The following is a 25,957-nucleotide window of genomic DNA, read 5'->3' as shown; positions in this document are numbered from 1 at the left end:
GTCAGGCCTTCGGCTCCTCAGGGTCCTCGGTCTCGGACTGCTCGGTTGGCTCGGTGGGCTCGCTGGGCTCCGACGGCTTGTTGCGGCGCAGCTCCTCGTTGTCCTGGATCTTGCGGCGCACCGCGAAGAAGGCCGCGGCGGCCACGACGGCCGCCGCCGCGATCGAGCCCGCGATCACGAGCGGTGTCGATGCGTCGCCCGTCGGCACCGGGACCGTGCGGGCGTCGCCCTCGACCGAGGTCTCGGCCTGGACGGCGTCGGCCTCGCTGCCGGGCGTCGCCGTGGCCTCGGGCGTCGCCGTTGCCTCGGGCGTGGCCTCGGCCGCCGGCTCGGGCACCGCGTACGAGAGGGTGCCCTCGATGGGGTGCCCGTCCGAGGAGACGACGTGCCACGCGACGGTGTAGGTGCCGCCGGCCACGTCGGTGGGGAGCGCGGCCTTTACGCTGGCCGCCGCGGCGTCGAACGCGAGCTCGCCGACCTCGACCTGCGCGCCGTCGAGTCCCGTGACGACGATCTGGGCGCCGGTCTCGAGCGGGGCCTCCGTGAACGTCAGCAGGATGCTCCCGGGCGCCTGCTCGACGGTCTGGCCGTCGGCCGGGACGGAGGAGAGGAGCGCGTCGTGCGCGCTGGCCGGGAGGGAACCGGCAACGAGGCCCGCGACCAGGACCACCGCGAGCGCGAGCAGCGTGGCGGCTGCTGCGAGCAGGCGGGCGGACGGCCGGGGGCGAACGAGAGCGACGGTCGTTGCGGGCATGGATCGACCCTACTCCGGGAGCCTGTGTCGGTGGCCGCGCGTACGGTGTGGCCATGTTCACGGGTTCCCAGGTCAACCTCTACGCCGAGGACGTCGAGCGGTCGGTTGCCTTCTACCGCGACCTCGGCTTCGAGGAGACGTACCGCTACGCGCCGGAGGGCGAGCCCCTCCACGTGGAGCTCAGCGGTGCGGGCCTCACCATCGGGGTCGCCTCGCCCGGCGCGGCCCGCGAGGAGCACGGGATCGAGGTGTCCGAGGCGGGCGCGGCCATGGAGCTCTGCCTGTGGTGCGACGACGTGGATGCGTCCTACGACCAGGCGCTCGCGGTGGGCGCGACGCCGATGAGCGCGCCGCACGACTTCCAGGACGGCCGTCTGCGCGTCGCGTGGGTCGCGGATCCGACGGGCAACCCGATCGAGCTGGTCCGCCAGCAGCGGTGAGGACCGGTCACGCCGCCGGGACGTTCTTCTCCAGCTCGGCCAGCCAGGCCACCGGGCTCGCGTCCGACGGCATGCGCCAGTCGCCGCGCGGCGACATCGTGCCACCCGCGGCCACCTTGGGCCCGTTCGGCAGGGCGGACCGCTTGAACTGGGACGCGAAGAACCGCCGCACGAACACGACGAGCCACTTGCGGATCGTCGCCAGGTCGTACTCCGTCCGGCCCTCGGCGGGGAAGCCGGGCGGCCACTCGCCGGCGCCGGCGTCATGCCAGGCGTGCCACGCGAGGAACGCGATCTTCGACGGCCGGAACCCGTGCCGCAGCGTCCAGAACAGCGTGAAGTCCTGCAGGGCGTAGGGCCCCACGGTCGCCTCGGTGGACTGCGGGACCTCGCCCTCCTCGGTCGGCACGAGCTCGGGCGTGATCTCCTGCGTGAGGATCTCGCGGAGCACGCCGTTGACGTCGTCCCCGAACTGCGACGAGTCGATCACCCACCGGATGAGGTGCTGGATCAACGTCTTCGGCACCCCGGTGTTCACCGCGTAGTGCGACATCTGGTCGCCGACGCCGTACGTGCACCAGCCGAGCGCCAGCTCCGACAGGTCGCCCGTGCCGAGCACGATGCCGCCCCGGTGGTTCGCGAGCCGGAACAGGTAGTCGGTGCGCAGGCCGGCCTGGACGTTCTCGAACGTGACGTCGTAGTGCTTCGTCCCGCCGGAGTACGGGTGGTCCAGGTCCTTGAGCATCTGCTCGGCCGCGGGCCGGATGTCGAGCTCGGCGAACGTCACGCCGAGCGCCTTCGACAGCCGCGTCGCGTACCCCTTCGTCCGCTCGCCCGTCGCGAAGCCCGGCATCGTGAACGCGTGGATGTCGCTGCGCGGCCGCCCCAGGCGGTCCATGGCGCGGGCCGCGACGATCAGGGCGTGCGTCGAGTCGAGGCCGCCCGACACACCGATCACGACCTTCGGGTGCCCGATCGCCGCGAGCCGCTGCTCCAGGCCGCTGACCTGGATGTTGTACGCCTCGTAGCAGTCGAGGGCGAGGCGTGCCGGGTCGTCGGGCACGAAGGGGAAGCGGTCCACCTTCCGCCGCAGCCCGATGTCGCCCGACGGCGGCGCCACCGTGAACTCCACCGTCCGGAACCTCCGCCCCGTCGCGGCGCCCGCCCGGGGCGAGCCACCGGCGCCCCAACCCCACGAAGTGTCCTCGCTTCGCTGCGGTACTTCGCGGGGACCCCGGGGATCGGACAGCGTGCCGGGGGCCGCGGCGAGGCCGAGGCCGCGCCGGTTGTCGTCGAAGCTGCCCTGCCGCAAGCGCTCCTGGCGCAGCCGGTCGAGGTCGACGTCCACGACGGTGCGGCGCGGCCCGTCGGGGAAGCGCTCCGTCTCGCCGAGGAGGTCGCCGCACTCGTAGGCCATCGTCTGGCCGTCCCAGCTCAGGTCCGTACTGGACTCGCCCTGCCCGGCGGCGGCGAACACGTAGGCGGCGAGGCAGCGGGCGCTCGCGCTGCGCACGAGCATGCGCCGCTCCTCGGCGCGGCCCACGGTGATGGGGCTGCCGCTCAGGTTGAGCAGCACGGTGGCGCCGGCCAGGGCCGCCTCCGCCGACGGCGGCACGGGCACCCACATGTCCTCGCAGACCTCGACGTGGACGTCGAGCCCGGGCACGTCGGTCGCGTGGAAGACGAGGTCGGGCCCGAGCGGGACCTCCTCGCCGAGGAGGGTGAGCGTGCCGCCACGCCGGTCGTCGCCCGGGGCGAAGTGCCGCTTCTCGTAGAACTCGCGGTAGTTCGGCAGGTAGGACTTCGGCGCGACGCCGAGGATCCGCCCCTTGTGGACGACGACGGCCGCGTTCAGCAGGCGGCTCCCGGCCCGTAGCGGCGCGCCGACGACGAGCATCGGCAGGAGGTCCGCGCTGGCCGCGACGATCTCCGCGAGCGCCTCGAGGACCCCCTCGAGGAGCGTGTCCTGGAGCAGGAGGTCGTCGATCGCGTAGCCGCTCAGGCACAGCTCGGGGAACACCGCGACGGCGACGCCCTGGTCGTGGCACTCGCGCGCCTGGTCCAGGACCGCCACGGCGTTCGCGGCGGGGTCGGCCACGGCGACCGGGATGGTGCAGGCGGCGACGCGGGCGAACCCGTGGGCGTAGGCCGAGTAGAAGTCCACGCCCTGAGTCTAGGTTCGGTCAACGTGCCGAACCCCTGTGCACCTGCCACCGGTTCGTTGCCGCAGGTAATTTCCCTGGGTAATGATTGGCGCATGACAACGCGTTCCAGCATCGCCATCACCAACGCCTATGTGGTGCCCGTCGCTGCCGAGCCGATCGAGAGCGGCACGGTCCTCGTCGAGTACGGCGTCATCACCGCGGTCGGCGCCGACGTCGCGATCCCCGAGGGCGTCACCACCCTGGACGCGCAGGGCAGGTGGGTGCTCCCGGGCTTCATCGAGGCGCACGGCCACATCGGCACCCACGAGGAGGGCGAGGGCTGGGCAGGCAACGACACGAACGAGATGACGCACCCGGACGGGTCGGCCCTGCGCGCCATCGACGGGATCAACATCGAGGACGAGGGCTTCCGCGACGCCCTCCTCGGCGGCGTCACGAGCGCCGTGATCAAGCCGGGCTCGGGCAACCCGATCGGCGGCCAGACCGTCGCGATCAAGACCTGGGGCGGCCGCACCGTCGACGAGCAGGTCATCAGCGGCACCGTCTCGGTGAAGAGCGCGCTCGGCGAGAACCCCAAGCGCGTCTACGGGGACAAGAAGCAGCTCCCCTCGACACGCCTGGGGGTCGCGAACGTGATCCGCAAGGCCTTCGTGGACGCGCAGAACTACGTCGCCAAGCGCGACGCCGCGGCCGCCGAGGGCAAGCCGTTCGACCGCGACCTCGCCAAGGAGACCCTCGCGCGCGTCCTGGCGGGCGAGCTCGTGTGGGACCAGCACGTGCACCGCGCCGACGACATCGCGACGGCTCTGCGCCTCGCCGACGAGTTCGGCTACCGCCTGGTCATCAACCACGGCACCGAGGCTGCGTTCCTGGCCGACGTGCTCGCCGAGAAGGACGTCCCTGTCATCTTCGGGCCCCTGTTCACGTCGCGCTCCAAGGTCGAGCTGCGCCACCGGGAGATCGCCAGCCTGGGCCGCCTCGCGTCCGCCGGAGTACGCGTCGCCATCACGACCGACCACCCCGTCGTGCCGATCAACTTCCTGGTGCACCAGGCCTCGCTCGCCGTCAAGGAGGGCCTGGACCCGAAGACCGCGATCGAGGCGCTGACCGTCAACCCGGCGTCGTTCCTCGGCCTGGACACGCGTGTGGGAGCGCTGACGCCGGGTCTCGACGGCGACATCGTCGTCTGGTCGGGCGACCCGCTCGACGTCACCTCGCGCGCCGAGCACGTCTTCATCACCGGCACCGAGGTCTTCACGTGGGACGCCGCGGCCGACGGCGGCCGCGGCAAGGGCGTCGTCAAGGAGCGCGAGGAGCGCTTCTCCTGACCCACTCAGGCAGAACGCGAGGTGAGGGGACCGACGTCGGGCACGATGGTGCCGTGCCAGTCGTCGAGTCCTCCCTCGTGGTCCCCGTCGATCCCGGCACGGCGTATGCCGTGTCCCAGACCACCGGCGAGGTGCGGCTCCTGTGGGACCCGTTCATCCGCCGCCAGCGGCTCCTCGACGGCGCGACCCGCCCTGCCAAGGGCGTGCGCGTCGCCACGACCCACCGGTCGGGGCTGCGGATGACCAGCGAGTACGTCTCGTACAACCCGCCCACGAACGTGGGCATGAAGATGCTCACCGGGACGTGGTTCTTCCACCACTTCGCGGCCGGGTGGCGATTCGCGGCCGAGCCCGGCGGCGGCACGCGCGCCGTGTGGCGGTACTCCTTCTCGTGCAGGCCGCGGTGGCTCGCGCCGCTCGCGGAGCGGATCGGCGCGGCACTGCTGCGCCGGGACATCGACCGGCGCATCGCCGGCTTCGCCCGCGGCTGCGCGGACCCACGGGTGCTGGCCGCGATCCGTGCGTAGCGTGCCCGACGGCGGTCGCTTGCCCAGGTGCACCACGGCACCCCGGGACCACGCGGCACGGCACCGCAGGACGACGCGCTCACCCGGGCTCCGGCGTAGCGTGCTGGCATGATGCCCGGCCCCGGACCAGCCGGTCCCCTGGACCGTCGCCGCCCGCGCGTCTTCCTGGCGGGCCTGGTGCTGCTCGTGAGCGTGCTCGGCACCTTCGGCACCGCCCGGCACGGGTGGTCGGGCCCGTTCGGGAACGGCTGGTCAGGCGGCTGGATGGACGGCTGGATGGACGGGTCGCCCGGCGGCGGACCCGGCCGGCGCGGCCAGCGGGTCCCGTTCCTGGCGGTCCTCCTCCTGCTTGTCTCCCCGGCGGCGCTTGTCGGTCTGCTGCCGCGGCGACCGGTCCTGGCCGTGGCATCGTCCGTCGGCGCGGTGGGCACGTTCCTGGCGCTCGGGTTTCCCTGGGGCCCGGCCCTCCTCGGTCCGGCGGCGGTCCTCGTCGCCGTGGTGCTGACAGGCCCGGCCAACCGTCACCGCCTGATCGGCTGGGCCGGGGCGGCCCTCCTGGGCGGCGTGCTGGTCTGCGCGGCGGAGCTGCGCGGGACGGTCTCGTGGGGCCGGCCCGGCTGGCCCAGCACCGACGCGCCGACCTTCGGAAACCTCGTCGCCGGGGCCGCCTGGCTGGCGGTGGTCCTGCTCGTCGCAGGATCGATCCGGGACCGCTCCGGGCGGATCGCCGCGGCCCGTGCCGCCGCGCGCGAGACCGCCGCCGAGCGCGAGCGCACCGCCGTGACGGCCGAGCGCCTGCGCATCGCCCGCGAGCTGCACGACGTCCTCGCCCACTCCCTGTCCGCCATCAACGTGCAGGCTGGGGTGGGCCTGCACCTGCTGGACCGGAACCCCGGTCAGGCGCGGTCGGCCCTGACGAACATCCGCGACACCAGCCGGGACGCACTCTCCGAGGTGCGGGCGGTCCTGGGGATCGTGCGCGACGGCTCCGAAACGTCGGGTTCCGCTCCGCCCGGGGTCGCTCCGCCCGGCCCGGCCGGCGCTGGGCCCGGGACGGTGCACCCGGGCGGGTCGGCGTCGGACAGCGCGGTGCCGCTGACGCCCACCTGGGACCTGACCGGCGTGACGAAGCTCGCCGACCAGGCCCGCGCGGAGGGCCTCGCCGTCGCGCTGGACGTGGACCCCGCGGCACATGCGCTCCCCGACCGCCTCGCGGGCGTTGTGTTCCGCGTGGTGCAGGAGTCGCTGACGAACGTGCGACGGCACGCGTCGGGGGCGACGGCGGTACGGGTCCACGTGCGGGTGACGGGGGACCAGGCAGAAGTCCTCGTGTCCGACGACGGCCGCTCGCCCCGAGCGGGCGCCTCGCCCGGGTACGGGCTGCGGGGGATGCGGGAGCGCGTCGAGGGCGCGGGCGGCACGCTGGAGGCAGGGCCCGCCGATCCTGGACCGGGCTGGGACGTGCACGCGACGATCCCCGTCTCCCCCGCGTCTTCTCCACCCGCAGCGGACGGCAGAGCCGAGGAGGCACCGTGATCGATGTCCTGATCGCCGACGACCAGGCCCTCGTGCGGGGCGGCTTCCGCGCCCTGGTGGAGTCCGAGGACGACATGCGCGTCGTGGCCGAGGCCGCGAGCGGCGACGACGCCGTCCGCCTCACGCTCGAGCACCTGCCGGAGGTGGTGCTCATGGACATCCGGATGCCGGGGCTGGACGGTCTGGAAGCGACCCGCCGGATCGTGGCCGAGCCGCGCGCCGCGGGGGTGCACGTCGTCGTCGTGACGACGTTCGAGCTGGACGAGTACGTGACCGAGGCGATCCGCGCCGGGGCGTCGGGCTTCCTGGTCAAGGACACGGAGCCCGCCGAGCTCGTGCGGGCGGTGCGCGTCGCGGCGGGCGGCGACGCGCTCCTGTCCCCGACGGTGACGCGCCGGCTGCTCGCTCGCGTCGCCGCGGCGACGCGCACGGTCGCACCCGTCGCCGGGCTCGCGGAGCTCACGCCGCGCGAGCGAGAGGTGCTGGTCGAGGTCGCGGGCGGGTACGCGAACGACGAGATCGCGGCGCGGCTGTACCTGTCGGAGTCGACGGTGAAGACGCACGTCTCGAGGGTCCTCATGAAGCTCGGGGCGCGCGACCGGGCCCAGCTCGTCGTCCTCGCGTACGAGGCGGGCCTGGTCCGCCCGGGCTGGGCGGGCTGAGCGGGCGCTCCCGGGCGGGTGCTGGCGGGCCGCCGGCGTCGGACCGGTACCAGCGCGGTACGAGGGACGGTACGGCGGGCTGACGACCGGTTTCGTACGAAGGAGCAACCTGGAGGTGTGGCCGCAGGGAGCGGCCGCCGGCCGGCCCGCCCGGCCGCCCCGACATCGGAGGTCTAGATGTTCACCGCGATGACCCTCGCGTCCACCATGCAGCACCACGGCGGGGGCTGGGGCCCTGGGGCCTGGTGGTTCGTCTTCCCCCTGCTCTGGTTCCTGCTCTTCGCGACCGTGATCTTCCTCTTCGCCCGGCGAGCGCGCCGCGGTCCCGGCTGGGGTCCCGGGCCGTGGGCCCACCAGGCTCCGTACGGGACGCCGTCCGCCACCGCCTCCGGGGGTGACCCGGTCACGATCCTCGCGCAGCGCTTCGCACGCGGCGAGATCGACGAGGCGGAGTTCCGCGCACGTCTGGCGGTCCTGCGTACGGGAGGCTCCGGGCCCGACGCCGGAAGCACGCCGGCAGAGCCGCCGAAGGCCTGAGTCGCCCGGCGTGAACCCGGAACCGTCTGGCCCTCGCTCCTCGGGAGGCCGGACGGTTCCGCCGGTTCCGCTGTCGGTAAGGTCGTGAAGATCAGCACATCATCTCCGGACAGTCTGGATGTACCCGGACGAAGCAGTCGCACCGATTCGAATTCAGGTTGCATCACACGGCCAACTCGGGGTCGAATCGTTAGCATGCGTAAGTATCTTGCCGCGACCGCGGTTCTCTCCTCTGCCCTGATTCTCGCCGCCTGCTCGGATGGCTCGGGCACCTCTGACGAGACGGCGACGCCGTCGGCCACCGCAACCGCCACCGCCACCGAGACGAGCTCGGCCGTCTACGACACCGTCGGCGCCTGCCGTGCCTACTTCTACGGCGAAGGCTCCCTGGACTCCTACGTCCAGGCGGCCGCCCCGTCGATCGCCAACCCCCTCGACGACACCACCACCGGCACGGTGACGAGCGCCAGCCAGCGCCTCGGCGCGATCCTCCCGCTCGTCGACGACGAGTCCGCCGTCTACCTCGAGGCCATCAAGGCCCCGTTCGACCAGGCGCTCGAAGGCACCACCGGCGACCCGGCCGCGGTCACGGCCGCCGTCGACGAGTACTCGGACGCCTGCGAGACCGCCGGATACGCGGGCTGACGCTGTCTTCGCAGAGGTAGAACGTGCCGAAAGGATGTCGTCGCGCCAGGCTGGATGGCCTGGCGGGAGGCCGCGAGGAACGAGCGGCCGGATGGTCGCCTGGCGCGACGACATCCTTTCGGCACGTTCCATCCCGGCACGTCCTGCTTCGGCGGCGGACGGCGGCAGCCTCAGCTGCCGACGAGGAACTGGTGCATCAGCGGGCCGGCCACGGTCGACCCGCGCTCGCCCTCGGCCACCATCACCGCGACCACGAGGTCGTAGTCGGTGATCGCCACCATCCACACGTGCGACTTCTCCACACCGTTCTCGACGAACTCCGCGGTGCCGGTCTTCGCCCCGACGATCCCCGGGACGTCCTGCAGGTTCTGGGCCGAGCCCTCGCTCACGACGCCGCCCATGAGCGACCGCAGGGTGGAGGCCTCGTCGGCGGTGAGCCCTCCGGCCGCGGGCGGCTCGCCCTGGCCGGGCACGAGCACCGGCGACACGCGGTGACCGGCCGAGACGCTCGCCACGACGGTCGCCATCGCCAGCGGGGAGGCCAGCACCTTGCCCTGGCCGATCATCGACTCCGCGTGGCCGGTCTCGCTCTCCTCCGCCGGGACGTCGCCGAAGAAGGCGGCCGCGCCCAGCGGCGACTCGACACCGAGGCCGAGGTCCGCCGCGGCGTCGCGCAGCACCTGCTGCGAGACCGCGCCGCTCGTGGAGATCACCGCGGTGTTGCAGGAGTTCGCGAACGCCTTGGCGAGCGGGATGTCCCCGAGAGCGGTCGCCGGGTAGCCCGGGACGTTCTGGTAGGTGCGTCCGTTGACGTCGATCGTCTCGGTGCACGGCACGATCGAGGACGGCGTCATGCCCGCTCGGAGCATCCCGAGCGCGGACACGATCTTGAAGGTCGAGCCCGGCTCGTACTGGCCGGTCAGGGCGAAGTTCTGGTTCTCGTTGCCCGGCCCGTTCGCAGCCGCGACCACCTCACCGGTGGACGGCTTGATCGCGACGATCGCGCTGGCCGGGACGACGCTCGCGAGCACCTGCTCGGCCCGGACCTGCGCGTCGACGTCGAGAGTCGTCGCCAGCGGGGCGCCGTCGGCCGCCGCGACGGCGAAGACCTCGCGCGGCTCCGTGCCTTCGGGAGCCTCGTCCGGGGGCTGGACCGTCACGGCCACGCCCGGCGTGCCACGCAGCAGCTCGTCGTACCGGAGCTGCAGACCGGACAGGCCGACCACGTCGCCCTGCTTGATCGCGCCCTCGGACTCCTCGATGATCTCGGCGGTAGCCTCGCCGACGCGGCCCAGGATGGGTCGCGCGAACTCCGCCGTCGGCGCGAGCGGCATCGTGTCCTCGCGCACCAGCACGCCGGCGACCGACCGGATCGCGCCCATGTCGTGGGTCGTGTCGCCCTGCCTCACCGGGTACGCCTCGACGTACGCCTTCTCGCCGGCGGCAGCGACCTCAGCCGCGAACCCGTCGGCGTCGAGCTCCGGCATGAGCGCGGCGAGCGCCCGGGCGGAGCTGTCCCACTGGTCCGGGCCCAGGTTGAACTTGTCGATCCCGACCCGGTAGACGGTCTGCTCGGAGACGATCGGCGCGCTGCCCGCGCCGAGGATCTGGCCGCGCACCGGCGCGACGGTCTCCACGGCGAGCCGCTCGCCCGCCTGGAGGTCGGGCACGAGGAGCGTGGGCTCCCACGCGGCCGTCCACTCGCTGGACTCCTCGTCGCCCTCCGGCGGGACCCACGTCAGGTCGACGGCGGTGATGTACTCCCAGGCCGCGTCGGTGGTGATCGGCCACGACCACTGCAGCGTGGCCGTCGTGCGGCGCACGCCTTCGTCACCCTCGATGACCGGCCCGACCTCGCTCACCGTGACGGTGTGCCCGCGGTCGCCGACAAAGGCGGCGAGCTGCTCGAACACCGCGGTGTACTGCTCGGCGGGCACCACGGACGTCGCTGTCGTCAGCCGTGCGCCCGAGACGTCACCCTGCTCCAGCGCTGTCGCGAGGTCCGCGGCCGCCGCGCCCGGGTCGGGGACCTCTGGCTCGCGGAAGTAGGTCAGCCAGGCCAGGACGCCGACGCCGGCGAGGAGCACCACCGTGACGACGACCCCGATGACGAGGCCGCGCCGCGACTTGCGCGGGGAAGCCCCGGGCCCGTCGGGAGCGCCCGGGCCGTTCGGCGCGGCCGGGACGTCCACCGGCCGGCCGTCTGCGCCGACGGCACGTCCGTCGGGGGTGAGGAACACTGGCTGACTCGGCTCCGGGTGCACGGCGCGAGACTAGCGGAGCCGGGGGTGATTCTTGACCGGGGACACACACGTTCTCACACGTCGGCTCACCAGCCCCGGCCCACCGGCCGGACGCGCGCCCTAGTCCGCGGCGAGCGACGCGCCCACGCGCTGCACGGCCTCGGTGAGCACCTCGACGCTCGTGGCGAGGTTGATCCGCACGTGACCGGCGCCGCCGGTCCCGAAGTCCCGCCCGTCGGCGAACGCGACGCGGGCCTCCCGCACGAAGTGCGGGCAGGGGGCGTCACCGAGCGGCTCGCCGCCGCCGGCCGGGACGGCCGCCGAGGCGTCGACCCACGCCAGGTACGTCGCCGCACCCGGCCGGTGCACGAGGGCCGGCGCGTGCTGGGCGAGCAGCTCGTCGAGCAGCCTCCGGTTCCGCGCGACGCCCGCGAGCACGCTGTCGAGCCAGCCCGACACGTCCCCATAGGCCGCCGCGTGCACCAGGACGGCGAGGTGGTTCACGGCGTGGTCGGCCTCCTCGGGGATGCGCCGCAGGTCGGCGACGGCGCCCGGCCCGGCGACGGCGACCGCCGCCCGCAGGCCGGCCAGGTTGTAGGCCTTGGACGCGGAGTGCAGCGCGATCGCCGTCTCGCTGCCGGGCACGCTCAGGATCGGCACGAACTCGCCCCAGACACCGCTGGACGGCGCGGTGACGGGGCCCGCGACCGGCGCGTGGATCTCGTCGCTGACGACGCGGACGCCGAAGCGCGCGGCGAGGTCGAGGACCGCCTCGAGCTCGGCGCGCGTGTGCGCGGTGCCGGTGGGGTTGTGGGGGTTGCACAGCAGGAGGACGGCGCGCCGACCGGACCCGGACCCGCGCCGCCCGTGCGGGTTCACCGCGCGTTCGAAGGTCGCCTCCAGGGCGGCCGGGTCGAGCCTGCCGTCCCGCAGGGGCGCCTCGAGGACCTGCCGGCCCTCGTTACGGACGAAGCCGTAGAACGGCGGATAGACGGGCGGCGTGACGATCACGGCGTCGCCAGGACCGGTCAGGACGCGCAGCACCTCGACGATGCCGACCATGACGTCGGCGACGGTGCGGGTCCGGGCCGGGTTGACGTCCCACGACCAGCGCCGCTCCGCGAAGCTGGCGAGCGCCTCCCCGTACGCGGTGCCCCAGTCGTAGCCGAGGTCGCCCGACGCGACGGCGTGCTGCAGGGCGTCGGCGACGACGGGCGCCACCGGCGTGTCCATCTCGGCGACGAACAGGGGCAGCACGTCGGGCGGGAAGACGCGCCACTTCACCGAGGTCCGACGCCGGAGCTCGTCCAGGCGCAGCACGTCCAGCGGGGTGTCGCTCAGGGGCGAGGTCGGGATGGTCGAGTCAGGCGTCCGCACGTCGCCACGATACGCGGCGCGTGACGGAGAGCTGGGTGTAGCGGATCAGTGGCGCGCGGCGCCGTCGGCGGGCGCGCCGGTCGATGAGCGCCATACGACGCAGGTCGCGCTCGAGCTGGGTGATCGCTGCCGGTGCCATGGTCCCCCTCTGGACGTCTCATGGAACAGGACGCACGAGGGTGGTCATTCGTTGTGCCGTCCGCGGAGAAGGAGGGATCGGGGGCCGGTTCGTGACACCTGTCAGGGCAGAACGGCGGCGAAGACCGCGGCCACGAGGGGCTGCAGCCGCCGCGTCTGCCCGTGCAGCACGGGGAGGTCGTGGTGCGTGGCGCCCACCCAGGCATGGCCGGAGTCGTGCAGGAGCGCGATGGGCCTTCCGCTCTGCTCCAGGACCCAGAACCGGTACGCCTCGGCGGGCGCCTGGTCGCTCGGCATGAGCGAGGCGATCACCGCGACGTACTCGGCCGGGGCGTCCATCCGCCCCGTCCCGGCGGCGTCGACCACGACCGACCGGCAGGTCACGCGGTCGTCCGTGAGGGCGGTCAGCGCGAGGACCTGCTCGATCACCTGGTAGGTCAGGGTGCGGGCGCTCGGCGGGCGCAGCATGGCGGTGACCGGGAACCCGGCGGCCTGCTCGAGGCGGTTGATGAAAGCGCGCGGCTCGTCGTGCAGCAGCTCGAGCCAGGGCTCGGTCGTGATCTGTCGCATCTCGCGGCCGACGTGCACCGACCCGCTGCCGTGCCGGTCGATCGCCCAGCGCTGCTGGAAGACGGGTGCCGACGGGTTGCCGGTCCAGCCGCCAACCCAGATGAGGTCGGACTGCCCCCCTGCGGAACGGACCTGGACGACGGAACAGGCGGGGTGCCGGCGGACGAGCTCAGTTGCGAGGTACCACGACGCGCGCTCGACCCACCAGCGGGCAGTTTGGGTCACGGCGGGACGTTACTAGGAAGTTATCAGGATGACCATGTCCTGTTCACTCTTCACCCGCTAAAATCCGCAGGCCGAACGGCCGTTTGCCTAGCGGTCGCCGTCGGGGCGTTGGGCACGCGCCGCCTGCAGCCGGCCCTCCAGGTGCCGCCGCAGGTCGGGATCCGTGGTGACCGCGATCGCGCGCTCGTACGCGGCCGCGGCGGCGAGGTCGCCGGCCTGGTCCAGGAGGTGCGCCCGCACCACCCGCGCGGGCTGGAAGCCCGTCACCGCCGGGTCGTCGATCCGGTCGAGCTCGCGCAGCCCGGCGACGGGGCCGTTGGCCCTGCCGGTGACCGCCGCGAGCGCCACCCGCGCACCGAGCGAGGGGGCCACACGCACGAGCGCGCGGTGCAGCGTGAGCAGCGCCCGCCAGTCGGTCGTGCCGCTCCGCGCTCGCGCGCAGTGAGCAGACTGGATCGCCGCCTCGATCTGGAACCGTCCGGCGGCCGCCGGGTCGCCGAGCCGGCGGGCCCGCCCGAGCAGGGCCTCGCCCCGGGCGATCAGCGCATGGTGCCACAGGGCGGGGTCCTGCTCGTCCAGCGGCACGAACGCGTCGTCCACGACGCGGGCCCGGGCGCGCGCCACGGAGAAGCAGAGCAGCGCGGCGAGCCCGAGCACCTCGGGCTCGCGGGGCAGCAGCTCCGCGAGCAGCAGTGCGAGGACCAGCGACCGGCCGGTGAGAGACGTCCGGATCTCCGGCGTCGCGCCGCGCCAGTCCACGGCGTAGGCGCCGTACACCGCCTCGAGCACGGGGGGCAGCCGCTCGCCGAGCTCGTCGACGGCGGGGACGCGGAACGGGATGCGGGCGTCCCGGATGCGGCGCTTGGCGCGCACGAGCCGCTGCGCCATGGTGGGCGCGGGCACAGCGAACGCGGCGGCCACCTCCGACGCCTGCACGCCCAGCACGACCTGCAGCATCAGCGGCGTGCGGATGCCGGGATCCACGGCCGGGTGCGCGCACACGAACAGCAGCGCCAGCCGCTCGTCGGGGATCTCGTCGAGCCCCTCGACGAGGTCACCGCCCGGTTTCCCCATCGCCCCGGCGTCGGACAGCCAGTCCGGGAGCGGGACGGCGTGCGCGGCGGGCGAGCGGTACAGGTCGCGCAGGCGGTTCCGCGCGACCGTGAGCAGCCAGGCCTCGGGACTTCGCGGCACCCCGGCTTCCGGCCAGGTGCGCAGAGCGCGCTCGAACGCCTCCGCCAACGCGTCCTCCGCGCGGGAGATGTCGCCGTCGCGCGCGGCGAGCAGGGCGAGCAGCCGCCCGTACGAGGCGCGGGCGGCGGCCTCGGCCGCCTGGGCAGCCCCCGGCCGGGTGCGGAGGGTCGAGCCTTCCCTGCTCGACCGGTCCTCCGCACCCGGCGGGGTGTCTGTGTCCGACGGCGGTGGGCCGGCCGGGGACGCCACGGCGCCTCAGCGGGTCCAGGCGCCGTCGACGAACCGCGTGGCGCTCGGACGGATCTCGACCGCGCCCCACTCGATCGAGGGCGCCTTCCTGGCCCAGGCCAGGGCGGCGTCGAGGTCGGGCACGTCGATCACAAAGGTGCCGCCGAGCTGCTCCTTCGTGTCGGCGAAGGGTCCGTCCTGGACGCGCAGCTCGCCGTCGCGCAGCGACACGGTGGTGGTCGCGGTGGAGGGCTGGAGCACCTCGGCGGAGTCGAGGACGCCCGCCTTGTCCAGCGCCGTGGCGTACTCGTGGAACTCGCGCTCGCCCTCCGCCCAGGCGTCGGCGCCCAGGTCCTCCGGCGACATCTCGGGGTAGTGCAGGAGCAGCGTGTAACGCATGATCGGTCCTTCCGGTCGGTGTCGGCTGCCGGCCGAGTGCAGGCCGACAGGCAGTGGACACCGAGATGACGATCCGGCGGGCGCCGGATCGACACGCGCACCGACCAGGAAGTGGCCCGGCACTCGCCGGGCCCGCCGGGGCCCCCTGCACACACACCCGGCCGCGCGCCCGCCGTCAGACCGTCGCGGCGGGCTTCACCACCGGCTGCCACGCCTCCGGGGCGAGGTAGCCGACCTCGTCCTCGGTCCGCCCCGCCCACCGCCGGGCGTCCTCGACCGTCGCCAGGAGCAGGTCGCGGAGCCGTGCGTCGACGTCCGGGACGAACGCCTCCGAGATGCCCTGCACCGCCGTGGACACCACGCTCGGCGCCGCGTCGCGGACGAACCGCTTGGGCCGCACGTTCGTCCCTGCGCAGAACCTCTCCGCCCAGGCCGCCGTCTTCGGGACGGCCGCGAGCGCGTCACGGCTCTCCGGGGAGAGGGTGCCCGCGGGCCGGTCGTCCAGCACGTCGAGCATCCGCTCGCTGCCGAGGATGGCGACCGCGAGGGTCTGCTGGCGGTCGGCCGGAGCGACCGGGAGGGCCGTCTGCGCCGCGCGGAGCGCGATGCGCACGTCCCATCGAGGGTCGTCGCTGGTCAGGCCGATGACGGACGGGATGAGCGGCGCCAGCTGCGGCCGCGCCTTGTCCGACGTGAGGTCGTTGACCGCACGCGCGAGCATCGCGATCAGCGGGTGCGTGCACTGTGGATGATCGCTCCACCGCTCGCCCGCGAGGAACGAGGCGAGCTCCATGAAGCACGCGCCCTTCCTCGGGTTCCGGTGCTTGCCACGCCCGAGCATGGGCAAGATGTCGAACGTTCCTGCTTGGGTTCCAGTCACGAGTCCACCCCCGTAAGGTCCGCTGCCTCTTCCAGTGTGCGACCGGTGTGACGCACATCGCAATGGTTGTCCCCAGGCCGACGGCCCGAATGTGGAAAACGTCTGCACACGGGCGCAGTGCCCGACTCGCCCGATGCTGCCGCACGCGACCGGCCGCCGCATCCCGGAGCAGCCTCGCCCTGGTCCACCGGCCCGGTCCGGTCGTCGTCTGAGGTACCTCAGACCCGGCCTGAGGTACCTCGCGGCACAACGTGCCCGGTCTACCGATCCGCGGGCCCCCACCTCAGGACGAGTGTCTTCCCTGTGAGGGACGCACAGGGCGCCCCGCAGAAGCAGGAGGAAGAACCATGAGCCAGCTCTGGGGGCCCGCACTCGACGCGGAGATCGCCTACCGGCAGGAGAGGGTCCGCGACGCGTGGAGCCTCGGTGCGGGGCACCGGGGTGACGCGGCCCGCTCGGCGTCGCACGTGGCGGAAGAGATCGGCCACGCGGCCGGCCGGGCAGGTCGTGCCCTGGTCCGGGTGGCCCGCGGCGCCGCACAGAAGAACGAGGACTGCAAGGAGGCCGCCCGCCGCCGGGCGGAGGAGATCGCGAAGGGCATCGAGGGGATGCGCCCTCGCGAAGCGCGCGGACACCGGTTCGCATGAGCGGCGGTCCCGTCGCGGTGAGCGGAGAAGGTGCCGGACCCCGGGCTGCGGGGACGGCACCTTCGCCGTCCCCGGCCACGACGGCGTCCATCGCGAGCGGCTCGGCGGAGAGTGTCGGTGTCTGGTGGCACGATGACAGCGTGCGCAGGTCTGCCGGGGTTCCGCTGGTCGCCCGCCAGGAGGAGGTCGCTTCTCTCCTGGCGGCAGTCGGCCGTGCCGCGTCGGGTCTTCCGGGGATGGTCCTGATCGGTGGTGACGCGGGAGTCGGTAAGTCCCGCCTGATCGCGCACGTCGCCGAGCAGGCCCGGCAGGACGGCGCCACGGTCGTGGTGGCGCACTGCGTGGACCTCGGCGAGGTGGGCATCCCGTACCTGCCGTTCACCGAGGCGCTGACCCAGCTTCAGGGCGGCGGCGCCTCGACCGAGGTGGGCGCCCGGGTCGCCGCGCTCGTCGCGGAGCGGCCCGCGCTGTGGCGCCTGCTCGAACCGGGTGGTGGCACAGAGGCCGCGCACGACGAGCGGCTCCAGCTCTTCGACGGGATCGCGCGGAGCCTCGCCGCGGCGGGCGAGCCGGGCCGCCCGCTCGTCCTGGTGATCGAGGACGCGCACTGGGCCGACGCGTCGTCCCGGGATGCGCTGCGCTTCGTCGTGTCCCGGCTCCGCTCGCAGCACGTGCTGGTGGTGGTGTCGTACCGCTCGGACGACGTGGACCGCCGGCACCCGCTGCGCCGGCTCCTGGCCGAGCTGCACCGAGACCCGAGCACGGAGCGCATGGACCTCGCGCCGTTCACCACGGACGAGCTACGGGACTTCACGACGGCTCTCGCTGGCGACCCGCTGGGCGCGGGCGCGTTCGAGGAGGTCCGCAGCCGCTCGGAGGGCAACGCGTTCTTCGCGGAGGAGCTGCTCAACGCCGGCCTCGAAGGCGGCCTGCCGTGGTCGCTCGCGGACGTCCTCCACTCACGCCTCGAGCAGCTCGCACCAGACGTGCAGCAGGTTGTGCGACTTGCCTCGGTCGCGGGCCGCCGGGTCCGCGAGGACGTGCTCCGCGCAGCGGCGGCCCACCTGCGCGCACCGGGTGCGCCCGACGACGTCGCGCCCGCCACCGGCCCAGACTTCGCCGGTGCGTCGCTCGCCGGGGCGGCGGCCCGGATCGACGCCGCCCTGAGGGAAGCCGTCGGCCGGCAGGTGCTCGTCGTGGAAGACGGATACCTGGCGTTCCGGCACGCGCTCCTCGCCGAGGCGCTCTACCTCGACCTCCTTCCGGGCGAGCGGACGGCCGCGCACCGCGCGTATCTCGCCGCCATGGGACAGGAGGGTCCCGACGCGATGACGCTGGGCTCGGCCGCGGAGCGCGCCCACCACGCCCTGCAGGCGCACGACCTGCCGGCGGCGCTCGTGGCGTCCCGCGACGCGGCCCGGCGGGCAGGCCGCCTCCTCGCACCGGAGGAGCAGCTCCGGCACCTCGAGCAGGTGCTCACTCTGTGGGAGTCGGTGCCGCACGCCGAGGAGCTGCTCGGCGAGGACCGGGTGGACCTGGCCCTTGCCGCCGGCGAGGCGGCAGTGCGCGCCGGCCACCCGACGCGCGCGATCCGGCTCACCCGCCGCGCGGTCGACGCCCTCGCGCACGACCCGGCCCGGCAGGCCACCCTGCAGTACGTGCTGGCGCGCCGGCTCCTGGAGGTGGACAACCTCGACGCGACCCAGGAGGCGGCGGACCTGACGAAGTCCGCGCTCGACGTGCTGCCGGACACGCCGTCGTCCGCCTACGCCTGGACCCTCGCAGTACGGGCGCGGGCCACGATGTACCTGAGCACCGCGGCCGTCGACCGGGACGAGGAGGCGCGTCTGCTGGCCGAGCGAGCGGTCGAGGTGGCCCGCGCCGTCCCGGACCCGGGAGCCGAGGCGGACGCCCTGACGACGCTGGCGGTCCTCCTCGTCGACGACGCAGACGAGTCGGCGCGCCTGCTCGAATCGGCACGGGGGCGCGCCGCTGACGCGGGCGAGGTGTTCACCGAGCTGCGCTGCTGGTTCAACATCGGCACCAACCGCTTCTACGCCGGACACCTCGACGCCGCCGGCGAGGTGCTCGAGAAGGCCCTCGCCCGGGCGGAGGAGCTGGGGCTCGGATGGAGCAGCGCCGGGCTGGAGCTGCGGGTCGTCGACGAGATCCGGCGTTACCTCTCGGGCGACCTCGCCGACCGCCCGATCGGCGACGTGTCGCCGGGGGCCGAGCAGTGGCTTGCGAGCTCGCGCATGTACGCGACGGTGGCACGCGGCGACGCCGACGCGATCGAGCGCGGCCAGGCGCTGCGCGCGGGCTGGGACAGGGACGGCATGATCGCCCTCGTGGCCGGCGGCTGCCTCGTCGACGCCCTGACCTGGGCGGGCCGGTACGAGGAGGCGGTCACCCTCGCGGAGGAGCTGACGGCCCACCTCGGCGCGGTCTGGTCGGAGTTCTTCCTCGGCCGGATCTGGCTCTCGGCGCTCGCGACCGCCGCGCTGGCCGACGCCGCTGCCGCGGACCTCGGGCCCGGCCGCGGCGACCCGTCGCGCGTCGCCAGAGGGGACGCCCTGCTCGCCGTGGCACACGAGACCGCCCAGCGTGGCCGGCCGCGCGGCGGAGTCCTCGGGCCGGAGGGCCGCGCCTGGCTGCTGCGCGTCGCCGCGGAGAACGCACGCCTGCACGCGATCGCGGGCATCCCCGGGACCGCGTCACCCCTGGCCGGCCCGGGCCCGGGCGAGGCCGGCACGGTGCACCCGGCTGCGGGTCCGGCGTCGGGCAGCGGGACGGACCCTGCCGGAGCCTGGCGCGCCACCGCCAGCCTGTGGCAGGAGACGGTGAACGCGTTCGACTTCGGGTACCGCTACGAGCTGGCACGCTCGCGCCATCGGTGGGCGGAAGCCCTGCTGGGGGCCGGCGAGCGGGAGACGGCGGAGCTCGAGGCGGCGGAGGCGCTGTCCGAGGCGGAGGCCATGGGGGCCGCGCCGCTCGCGGAGGCCGTCCGCTCGCTCGCCCGCCGCGGTCGCCTCGACCTGCCGGGGGTGCGGCAGCCGACCACCTCGACGCTGACCGAGCGCGAGGAAGAGGTGCTGACCCTCGTGGCGCAGGGACTGTCGAACCGGCAGATCGGGGAGCGGCTGTTCATCTCCACGAAGACGGTCAGCGTCCACGTCTCGAACGTCCTGGCGAAGCTCGGCGCGTCGGGCCGGGCAGAAGCCGTCAACCTGGCCCACCAGCGGGGACTGCTCGAGGTCTGACGCCTCGTCGCCGGGCGCGCACCGGGACGTCGCCGCCCGGGGGACCGCCGCAAGGCTTCCGGGCACCAGTCGCGTGCCGTAGGTCCTCCGGCAATACTGGGCAGATGCCGACGGACCTCCAGGCTGTGCGCGATCTCGCGCATGTCGGCCTGGGCACCCCCGTCGCCGACGAAGCCTTCGACCGGTTCGCCCGCCTCGTGCGCCGGCAGCTTTCCGTCCCCGCCGCGATGGTCTCGTTCGTGCTCCCCGAGGGCCAGGTCTACCCCGGCGCGGAAGGCCTGCCGGAGCCGTTGCAGACGCAACGCAGGCTCGCCATGAACGGCCCGCTCACCCGTCAGGTCGTCGTGGACGGAAAGCCCCTCGTGCTCAGCGACGCGCGCCTCGACGAACGAGTGCGCGACACCGTCGTGGTGCGGGAGATGGGCCTCGTCGCGTACGCCGGCTACCCGATCTTCGACCTGCGCGGCCGCGCCGTCGGCGCCCTGTGCGCCGTTGACGGCCAGCCGCGCACCTGGTCCGCCGACGACCTCGCGTCGCTCGCCGACCTCGCCGCCGCATGCTCGGCCGAGCTGCGGATGCGGGCCGAGAGCGAGCGAGCGCGGCGGATCCAGAAGGCCGCGGTCCAGGCCAACCGCCGCAGCCGCTTCCTGCTCTCCCTGAGCGAGGCGTTCGCCAACGCCAACACGATCGAGGAGATCGAGGCGGTGATCGCCGACGTCGGGACCACCGGGATCGGCGCTCGCTACTGCGCCATCGCGGTCACGGACCAGGACCGGCGAGGACTCACCTATCTCAGCCTGACGCACGCGGAGCCCGAGTTCCCGAGCGAGGGCATCCGAGCGCGGATCGAGGACGACCGGCCGTCGGCGGCCGTCGCGCGGACGGGCGAGCCGCTGTTCTTCCGGTCCACCGAGGAGCTGACGAAGGCGTTCCCGACGGTGGTGGGCTACATCAACTCTGCGCTCGGCGCGCGGTCGTTCCTGCCGGTGCTGTCGGGCGGCGTGGTGGTCGCGGTCATCGCGTTCGTGTGGGAGCAGGACCGCGAGCCCGACAAGGACACGTTCGCCCTGGAATCGGCCCTCGCGCACTACACGGCGCACGCGCTCGAGCGGGCCCGGCTCCTCGAGGAGCGGCGCGACACCGCCAAGACGCTGCAGAGCGCGATGCTCTCCAAGCTCCCGGACGTCGCGCACCTCGACCTCGCGACCACCTACTCGCCGGCCACGCGCTCCGACCAGGTCGGTGGTGACTGGTACGACGCCGTGCCGCTCGACGACGACGCCGTGATGGTCATGATCGGAGACGTCACCGGCCACGACATGCGGGCCGCCGCGGAGATGGGCCAGCTCCGGTCCCTGCTGCGCGCCCTCGCGTGGAGCCACGACGAGTCGCCGTCGGCGCTGCTCACGCTGCTCGACAAGGCGAACGACGGGCTGAGCCTGCGGGCCAGCGGCACCGCCGTCGTGGCGCGGCTCGAGCGCCACCGCGGGCACGGACGGGGTGCGAAGGGGCCAGACGCCGGGGCGTACGAGCTGACCTGGTCCAACGCCGGCCACCCACCGCCGATGGTGCTGCGCGCCGACGGTCGCGTCGAGCGGCTGGCCGGCCGGCCCGACCTCATGCTGGGCGTGGTCCCCACGACGGCACGCACCGACCACGTCACGGTCCTGCGGCCCGGCGAGACCCTGCTGCTCTACACCGACGGGCTCGTGGAGCAGCGCTGCACCAACCCCGACGAGTGGCTCGGCGATCTCGAGGCGGCCTTCGCCAAGCTTCGGACCACGGCCACGGCTGCCCTGCCCGTGACGCTGGTGCGCAAGCTCGTCGGCGACCGGCAGCGGGACGACGTCGCCGTGCTCGCCGTGCGTGTCCGGGTCCCGGCCCCGACCGGGCCGCCGTCGCCCAGCGGGCCCGCCCTCGCCGAGCGCAAGGTGGCTGACTCCCGCGGTGACCTGGCACCCGCACGCGTGTGGGTCGACGACGTCCTGGAGAGCTGCGGCGTCCCGCTCGACCAGCGGCGGACGCTGATGCTCCTGACCAGCGAGGTGCTCACCAACGCCCTCGACCACGGCGAGGCGCCGTTCACGGCAACGGTCGAGGTGGACGCGCGGCGCGTGCGGATCGGGGTGCGAGACTCATCGCCCGCCCAGCCGGAGCTGCGCGATCCCGCCGTGAGCGACCTCGGCGGGCGCGGCGTGCAGTTCCTGGATCGCCTCGCCTCCCGCTGGGGGGTGGAGCGGCATCACGACGCCGCGGCGCGCGGTTCCCGGCGCGCGCGCCACCCGGGCAAGACGGTGTGGTTCGAGATGGACCGTCCTGAGGCGAGGTAGGGGGCCTGTCACCAGGCCGGTCATCCGGCCTCGGCCCCTCCCGCGACCGTGTCGGTGGCGGCGCGTACGGTGTGAGGCATGACACAGCTAGCCAACGCGAGTGCCGATGCGCGCCCCGTCGCCCCCGCTGCGGGTGACGAGCTGACGTCCGCTCTCGAGGCCCATCGGCGCGAGCTCACCGGCTTCTGTTACCGGCTGCTCGGCGGCGCCTTCGACGCGGATGACGCGGTGCAGGAGACGATGCTCAGGGCGTGGCGGTCGTACGACCGGTTCGAGGGCCGGTCGTCCCTGCGCACCTGGCTCTACCGCATCGCGACGAACGTGTGCTTCGACCAGCTGGGGTCGAGCCGCGCCCGGCGGGAGCGGCCGATGGGGCTCGGGCCGTCGTCGGCGCCGGTGGAGGAGAACTTCGGGGACAGCCTGCCCGAGGAGGCGTGGGTGGAACCCGTACCGGACAACCAGGTGCTGCCGGGCCCGGGCGACCCGGCCGACACAGCGGTGGCGCGCGAGTCCGTCCGGCTCGCGTTCGTGGCCGCCCTGCAGCACCTGCCGGCCCGGCAGCGGGCGGTGCTCATCCTGCGCGAGGTCCTGCGGTGGCCCGCGGCGGAGGTCGCGACGTTGCTCGACACGACGGTCGCATCGGTGAACAGCGCCCTGCAGCGAGCCCGTGCCACGCTCGCCGAGCGGGCGCCGGATCGGGGTGAGGCGCGCGCCCGCGGCGAGGGCCCGGCGTCGGGCAGCGAGGACAACCTCCTGCTCGAGCAGTACGTGGACGCCTTCGAGCGGTACGACATGGACGCGCTGGTCCGGCTCCTGCACGACGACGCAGTGCTCAACATGCCGCCGTACACCATGTGGGTTCAGGGTCCCGAGCGGATCCGGGCGTGGATGACCGGGCCGGGCGCCGGGTGCGAGGGATCGCGCTGCGTGCCGGTGCAGGCGAACGGATCGCTCGCGTTCGGGCAGTACCGGCCCGACCCCGCCGGGGGCCACGTGCCGTGGGGCCTGGTCGTGCTGGACGACGACGGGGAGCAGGTCACCGGCATCACGACGTTTCTGGACACGGCGACCTGGTTCGGCCGCTTCGGGCTGCCGGAACGGCTCGACTGAGCCGGAGGTGCAGCGAAGGGTGGGCCTGCAGCGAAGCAAGGGACCCGCCCGGAGCGGAACCGCAGGCTCAGGCGAACAAGTACCCGGACTGAGCCGGAGGTGCAGCGAAGGGTGGGCCCGCAGCGAAGCAAGGGACCCGCCCGGAGCGGAACCGCAGGCTCAGGCGAACAAGTACCCGGACTGAGCCGGAGGTGCAGCGAAGGGTGGGCCCGCTGACCTCCGGGCCGTACGCTCGTCGCGTGAGCGTGCGATCGGTCGTGGTCGGTGTTGACCACAGCTGCCCCGACCTGCCGCGCCGTGCCGCCGGGCTGGTCCAGGCGCTGGGCGGGAGCCTCGTCGAGCTGGTGTGCGTATGGGTCGACGAGACGTCGGTGGCGTCGGGTGGCTTCGCCGTGTCGGTGGACCCGGACATCGTCGTGTCCGACGACGCGTACGGCGCCGACCCGCTGCTCGGCCTCGAACGGTCGATGCGCGACGTGGGGCTGCCGTGGAGCGCGGTCCGCGCGGTGGGCGACCCGGCGCGCGAGCTGGCCCGCGTGGCGGACGAGGTAGGGGCCGCCATGATCGTGGTGGGCGCGCGGCGCACCGGTCTGCGCGGCTGGGCGTCACACCTGGTCGGCGGTACGGTCGCGGGGCGCCTGTCCCACGACCAGCGTCGCCCCGTCGTCGTCCTCCCACCCGCTCTCGATCACTGAGTCGGGGATACTTGTCGCCTCCGGAGCCTCGACCACACAGACTCCACGCACAGACCGGGAGGTACGTGTGACGCGACCGCCGCACCGGTACCCGGCGCTGACCGGCCTCGTCGCTCTCGGCGGCGCGGTCGGTTCCGCCGCCCGCTACGGCGTCGCTCTTGCTCTGCCCGACGCGGCGCGGACCGGCGGGTGGCCGCTCGCCACGCTCGCCGTGAACGTGGTCGGCGCGTTCGTCCTCGGCTGGCTGCTCGAGGCGCTCGGACGGCGCGGGCCCGAGACGTCCCGCCTCCGGCGGCTGCGACTCGGGATCGGCACCGGGGTGCTCGGCGGGTTCACCACGTACTCGTCTCTCGCCCTCGAGACGGAGCGGCTGCTCGCCGGAGGCGCGACGGGTGCGGCGCTCGGCTACGTCGCGGTGACGCTGGTCGTCGGGACGGCCGCGTGCGTGACGGGGATCGCGCTCGGCGCCCGCCGCCCCGCTGCCCGGCGCTCGAACGCCGCACGTTCGCGGGCGAGGCGCCCGTGATCGCGCTCCTCCTCGTCGCCCTCGGCGGAGGCGTCGGCGCCGCCGCCCGCTTCGTGCTCGACGGCGAGATCCGAGCCCGCACGACCGGCGGCTTCCCGTGGGGCACGTTCACGGTGAACGTGCTGGGCTCCCTGGTGATCGGCGTGGTCGCAGGCGTGATCCTGGCCGCCGGGGCAGGGGCGCAGGCGCTCGACCCCTGGCGGCTCGCGCTCGCCACAGGGCTCTGCGGCGGGTTCACCACGTTCTCCACAGCCACTGTGGAAACCGTCCGACTGGCACAGTCGGGGCGGGTGCGGCTCGCCATCGCCAACGCGCTCGGCACCCTGGTGGTGACTGTCGGCGCGGTCGCTGCGAGTCTGGCGCTGACCACCGCCGTGCTGTGACGGGCGGCGGCCGGCCACCCGGCGCGGGCGGCGGCCGGCCACCCGGCGCGGGCGGCGGCCGGCCACCCGGCGCGGGCGGCGGCGAGGGGCGCCCGACAGTGGCAGGCTGGCGCGCATGAGCCTGATGCTCCTGGACTCCGCCAGCCTCTACTTCCGCGCCTACTTCGGCGTGCCCGACACCCTCCGCTCCCCCGACGGGCAGCCGGTCAACGCGGTCCGCGGCCTGCTCGACACGATCGCGTGGCTCCTCACGCAGCACCGTCCCGACCGCATGGTCGCGTGCTGGGACGACGACTGGCGCCCCGCGTTCCGCGTCGCCGCGATCCCCTCCTACAAGGCGCATCGCGTGGCCGTCCCGGGCGACGGCACCAGCCCGGACGTCGAGGTGGTCCCGGACGTCCTCACCGCGCAGATCCCGGTCATCGTCGACGTCCTCGCCGCGCTGGGCATCACCCGCATCGGCGCCCCCGGCTACGAGGCGGACGACGTCATCGGCACCCTCACCACCCGCGAGGTCGGACCGACGGCGGAGGCCGGACCGGTCGGCACCACCATCCTCGGCGGGACGCACCCGGGCGAGCCGGTGCAGGCGGGCGACCCGTCCGGCGTCGGGCACGGTGCGCACCGCGTCGACATCGTGACCGGCGACCGGGACCTGTTCCAGCTCGTGGACGACGCCGCAGGCGTCCGCGTGCTGTACCCGGCGCGCGGGGTGCGCGACCCGGACGTCGTGGACCAGGCGCTGCTCGCCACGAAGTACGGGGTGCGGTCGGGCGCGGCGTACGCCGACCTCGCGCTGCTCCGCGGCGACCCGAGCGACGGCCTGCCCGGCGTCCCGGGCATCGGCGAGAAGACTGCCGCGAAGCTTCTGGAGCGGTACGGCGACCTCGCGGGGATCCTGGCCGCGCGTGACGCGGGCGACCCCGGCCTCACCGCGACGCTCCGCAAGCGCCTGACGGAGGCGGACGACTACCTGAAGGTCGCGCCGCTGGTGGTGCAGGTGGCACGCGACGCGCCCGTCGGGGAGTTCGCCGACGCCGTCCCGAGCGCCCCGCACGACCCCATGGGGCTGGACGCCCTCGCCGAGCGATGGGGCCTGCGGTCGAGCGTGGACCGCGTCCTTGCGGCCCTGGCCGCGCCCCGCTGAGCTCCGGCGAA

At 74.1% G+C, this 25,957-nt stretch carries 24 protein-coding genes; 15 read left to right on the top strand and 9 right to left on the bottom strand.

Annotated elements, in window-relative coordinates; translation table 11 throughout:
- Position 1 precedes the first annotated feature (1 nt).
- Entirely contained in the window at positions 2–754 is a 753-nt protein-coding gene (locus tag L1785_RS06495; protein ID WP_236088391.1) for a copper resistance CopC family protein, read from the bottom strand.
- 53 nt (positions 755–807) lie between these two features.
- Between L1785_RS06495 and L1785_RS06490 the strand changes: the two genes are divergently transcribed.
- Complete coding sequence (locus L1785_RS06490) at positions 808–1,194, top strand: VOC family protein (protein WP_236088390.1); 387 nt, start codon at positions 808–810, stop codon at positions 1,192–1,194.
- A 7-nt stretch (positions 1,195–1,201) separates the two neighbouring features.
- Here L1785_RS06490 and L1785_RS06485 read toward each other — a convergent pair whose 3' ends face one another.
- Positions 1,202–3,358: an NAD(+) synthase gene (locus L1785_RS06485; RefSeq protein WP_236088389.1), complete on the bottom strand. Its 2,157-nt coding sequence runs from the start codon at positions 3,356–3,358 to the stop codon at positions 1,202–1,204.
- 93 nt (positions 3,359–3,451) lie between these two features.
- Between L1785_RS06485 and L1785_RS06480 the strand changes: the two genes are divergently transcribed.
- The 6 genes from L1785_RS06480 (at position 3,452) to L1785_RS06455 (ending at position 8,594) form a co-directional block, all read left to right on the top strand.
- Complete coding sequence (locus L1785_RS06480) at positions 3,452–4,687, top strand: amidohydrolase (RefSeq protein ID WP_236088388.1); 1,236 nt, start codon at positions 3,452–3,454, stop codon at positions 4,685–4,687.
- 53 nt (positions 4,688–4,740) lie between these two features.
- The gene (locus L1785_RS06475) at positions 4,741–5,214 is read left to right on the top strand and encodes an SRPBCC family protein (RefSeq protein ID WP_236088387.1); all 474 of its coding nucleotides are present in this window, start codon (positions 4,741–4,743) and stop codon (positions 5,212–5,214) included.
- 108 nt (positions 5,215–5,322) lie between these two features.
- Complete coding sequence (locus tag L1785_RS06470) at positions 5,323–6,750, top strand: sensor histidine kinase (RefSeq protein ID WP_236088386.1); 1,428 nt, start codon at positions 5,323–5,325, stop codon at positions 6,748–6,750.
- A complete protein-coding gene (locus L1785_RS06465; RefSeq protein WP_236088385.1) occupies positions 6,747–7,412 on the top strand; it encodes a response regulator in 666 nt (221 codons plus the stop codon). The genes L1785_RS06470 and L1785_RS06465 overlap by 4 nt, the downstream gene beginning before the upstream one ends.
- 177 nt (positions 7,413–7,589) lie before the next feature.
- Positions 7,590–7,949, top strand: a complete 360-nt coding sequence (locus L1785_RS06460; RefSeq protein WP_236088384.1) for an SHOCT domain-containing protein — start codon at positions 7,590–7,592, stop codon at positions 7,947–7,949.
- Positions 7,950–8,144: 195 nt separating this feature from the next.
- Positions 8,145–8,594, top strand: coding sequence for a hypothetical protein (locus L1785_RS06455; RefSeq protein WP_236088383.1), 450 nt, complete (start codon positions 8,145–8,147; stop codon positions 8,592–8,594).
- Positions 8,595–8,764: 170 nt separating this feature from the next.
- Here the strand turns inward: L1785_RS06455 and L1785_RS06450 are convergent, their stop codons facing one another.
- The 7 genes from L1785_RS06450 to L1785_RS06420 form a co-directional block, all read right to left on the bottom strand.
- Complete coding sequence (locus L1785_RS06450; RefSeq protein ID WP_236088382.1) at positions 8,765–10,858, bottom strand: penicillin-binding transpeptidase domain-containing protein; 2,094 nt, start codon at positions 10,856–10,858, stop codon at positions 8,765–8,767.
- 99 nt (positions 10,859–10,957) lie between these two features.
- Positions 10,958–12,214, bottom strand: coding sequence for a MalY/PatB family protein (locus L1785_RS06445; protein WP_236088381.1), 1,257 nt, complete (start codon positions 12,212–12,214; stop codon positions 10,958–10,960).
- The gene (locus L1785_RS06440; protein WP_236088380.1) at positions 12,201–12,353 is read right to left on the bottom strand and encodes a hypothetical protein; all 153 of its coding nucleotides are present in this window, start codon (positions 12,351–12,353) and stop codon (positions 12,201–12,203) included. The genes L1785_RS06445 and L1785_RS06440 overlap by 14 nt, the downstream gene beginning before the upstream one ends.
- 101 nt (positions 12,354–12,454) lie before the next feature.
- Complete coding sequence (locus L1785_RS06435; protein ID WP_236088379.1) at positions 12,455–13,147, bottom strand: TY-Chap2 family putative peptide chaperone; 693 nt, start codon at positions 13,145–13,147, stop codon at positions 12,455–12,457.
- 87 nt (positions 13,148–13,234) lie between these two features.
- Positions 13,235–14,590, bottom strand: coding sequence for an RNA polymerase sigma factor (locus L1785_RS06430; RefSeq protein WP_236088378.1), 1,356 nt, complete (start codon positions 14,588–14,590; stop codon positions 13,235–13,237).
- A 6-nt stretch (positions 14,591–14,596) separates the two neighbouring features.
- Positions 14,597–14,968: a YciI family protein gene (locus tag L1785_RS06425; protein ID WP_236088377.1), complete on the bottom strand. Its 372-nt coding sequence runs from the start codon at positions 14,966–14,968 to the stop codon at positions 14,597–14,599.
- 175 nt (positions 14,969–15,143) lie between these two features.
- A complete protein-coding gene (locus L1785_RS06420; protein ID WP_236088376.1) occupies positions 15,144–15,848 on the bottom strand; it encodes a hypothetical protein in 705 nt (234 codons plus the stop codon).
- A gap of 347 nt (positions 15,849–16,195) precedes the next feature.
- Here L1785_RS06420 and L1785_RS06415 point away from each other — a divergent pair, with 347 nt between their 5' ends.
- The 8 genes from L1785_RS06415 (at position 16,196) to L1785_RS06380 (ending at position 25,946) form a co-directional block, all read left to right on the top strand.
- Positions 16,196–16,495 (top strand): hypothetical protein, encoded by a 300-nt coding sequence (locus L1785_RS06415; protein WP_236088375.1) that lies wholly within the window; start codon positions 16,196–16,198, stop codon positions 16,493–16,495.
- A 140-nt stretch (positions 16,496–16,635) separates the two neighbouring features.
- On the top strand, positions 16,636–19,755 hold the full coding sequence (locus L1785_RS06410) for a helix-turn-helix transcriptional regulator (protein ID WP_236088374.1): 3,120 nt from the start codon (positions 16,636–16,638) through the stop codon (positions 19,753–19,755).
- 104 nt (positions 19,756–19,859) lie between these two features.
- On the top strand, positions 19,860–22,085 hold the full coding sequence (locus tag L1785_RS06405; RefSeq protein WP_236088373.1) for a SpoIIE family protein phosphatase: 2,226 nt from the start codon (positions 19,860–19,862) through the stop codon (positions 22,083–22,085).
- Positions 22,086–22,163: 78 nt separating this feature from the next.
- Complete coding sequence (locus tag L1785_RS06400; RefSeq protein ID WP_236088372.1) at positions 22,164–23,195, top strand: sigma-70 family RNA polymerase sigma factor; 1,032 nt, start codon at positions 22,164–22,166, stop codon at positions 23,193–23,195.
- A 239-nt stretch (positions 23,196–23,434) separates the two neighbouring features.
- Positions 23,435–23,890: a universal stress protein gene (locus L1785_RS06395; RefSeq protein ID WP_236088371.1), complete on the top strand. Its 456-nt coding sequence runs from the start codon at positions 23,435–23,437 to the stop codon at positions 23,888–23,890.
- Positions 23,891–23,957: 67 nt separating this feature from the next.
- On the top strand, positions 23,958–24,416 hold the full coding sequence (locus tag L1785_RS06390; RefSeq protein ID WP_236088370.1) for a fluoride efflux transporter FluC: 459 nt from the start codon (positions 23,958–23,960) through the stop codon (positions 24,414–24,416).
- Positions 24,413–24,799, top strand: coding sequence for a fluoride efflux transporter CrcB (crcB, locus tag L1785_RS06385; protein ID WP_236088369.1), 387 nt, complete (start codon positions 24,413–24,415; stop codon positions 24,797–24,799). The genes L1785_RS06390 and crcB overlap by 4 nt, the downstream gene beginning before the upstream one ends.
- Positions 24,800–24,914: 115 nt before the next feature.
- Entirely contained in the window at positions 24,915–25,946 is a 1,032-nt protein-coding gene (locus L1785_RS06380; protein WP_236088368.1) for a 5'-3' exonuclease, read from the top strand.
- Positions 25,947–25,957 lie beyond the last annotated feature (11 nt).

Source organism: Antribacter soli (genome assembly GCF_021568775.1).
In the GTDB taxonomy this organism is placed as follows: Bacteria; Actinomycetota; Actinomycetes; order Actinomycetales; family Cellulomonadaceae; genus Antribacter; species Antribacter soli.
Note: the sequence above shows the minus strand (reverse complement) of the source record. Positions and strands in the feature narration are given on the sequence as shown.

What these genes read in the sequence shown, in the direction of transcription:
- L1785_RS06495 (WP_236088391.1), bottom strand. Translation starts at nt 754, where the DNA reads ATGCCCGCAACGACCGTCGCTCTCGTTCGCCCCCGGCCGTCCGCCCGC.
- L1785_RS06490 (WP_236088390.1), top strand. Translation starts at nt 808, where the DNA reads ATGTTCACGGGTTCCCAGGTCAACCTCTACGCCGAGGACGTCGAGCGG.
- L1785_RS06480 (WP_236088388.1), top strand. Translation starts at nt 3,452, where the DNA reads ATGACAACGCGTTCCAGCATCGCCATCACCAACGCCTATGTGGTGCCC.
- L1785_RS06470 (WP_236088386.1), top strand. Translation starts at nt 5,323, where the DNA reads ATGATGCCCGGCCCCGGACCAGCCGGTCCCCTGGACCGTCGCCGCCCG.
- L1785_RS06460 (WP_236088384.1), top strand. Translation starts at nt 7,590, where the DNA reads ATGTTCACCGCGATGACCCTCGCGTCCACCATGCAGCACCACGGCGGG.
- L1785_RS06455 (WP_236088383.1), top strand. Translation starts at nt 8,145, where the DNA reads ATGCGTAAGTATCTTGCCGCGACCGCGGTTCTCTCCTCTGCCCTGATT.
- L1785_RS06440 (WP_236088380.1), bottom strand. Translation starts at nt 12,353, where the DNA reads ATGGCACCGGCAGCGATCACCCAGCTCGAGCGCGACCTGCGTCGTATG.
- L1785_RS06425 (WP_236088377.1), bottom strand. Translation starts at nt 14,968, where the DNA reads ATGCGTTACACGCTGCTCCTGCACTACCCCGAGATGTCGCCGGAGGAC.
- L1785_RS06415 (WP_236088375.1), top strand. Translation starts at nt 16,196, where the DNA reads ATGAGCCAGCTCTGGGGGCCCGCACTCGACGCGGAGATCGCCTACCGG.
- L1785_RS06405 (WP_236088373.1), top strand. Translation starts at nt 19,860, where the DNA reads ATGCCGACGGACCTCCAGGCTGTGCGCGATCTCGCGCATGTCGGCCTG.
- L1785_RS06400 (WP_236088372.1), top strand. Translation starts at nt 22,164, where the DNA reads ATGACACAGCTAGCCAACGCGAGTGCCGATGCGCGCCCCGTCGCCCCC.
- L1785_RS06380 (WP_236088368.1), top strand. Translation starts at nt 24,915, where the DNA reads ATGAGCCTGATGCTCCTGGACTCCGCCAGCCTCTACTTCCGCGCCTAC.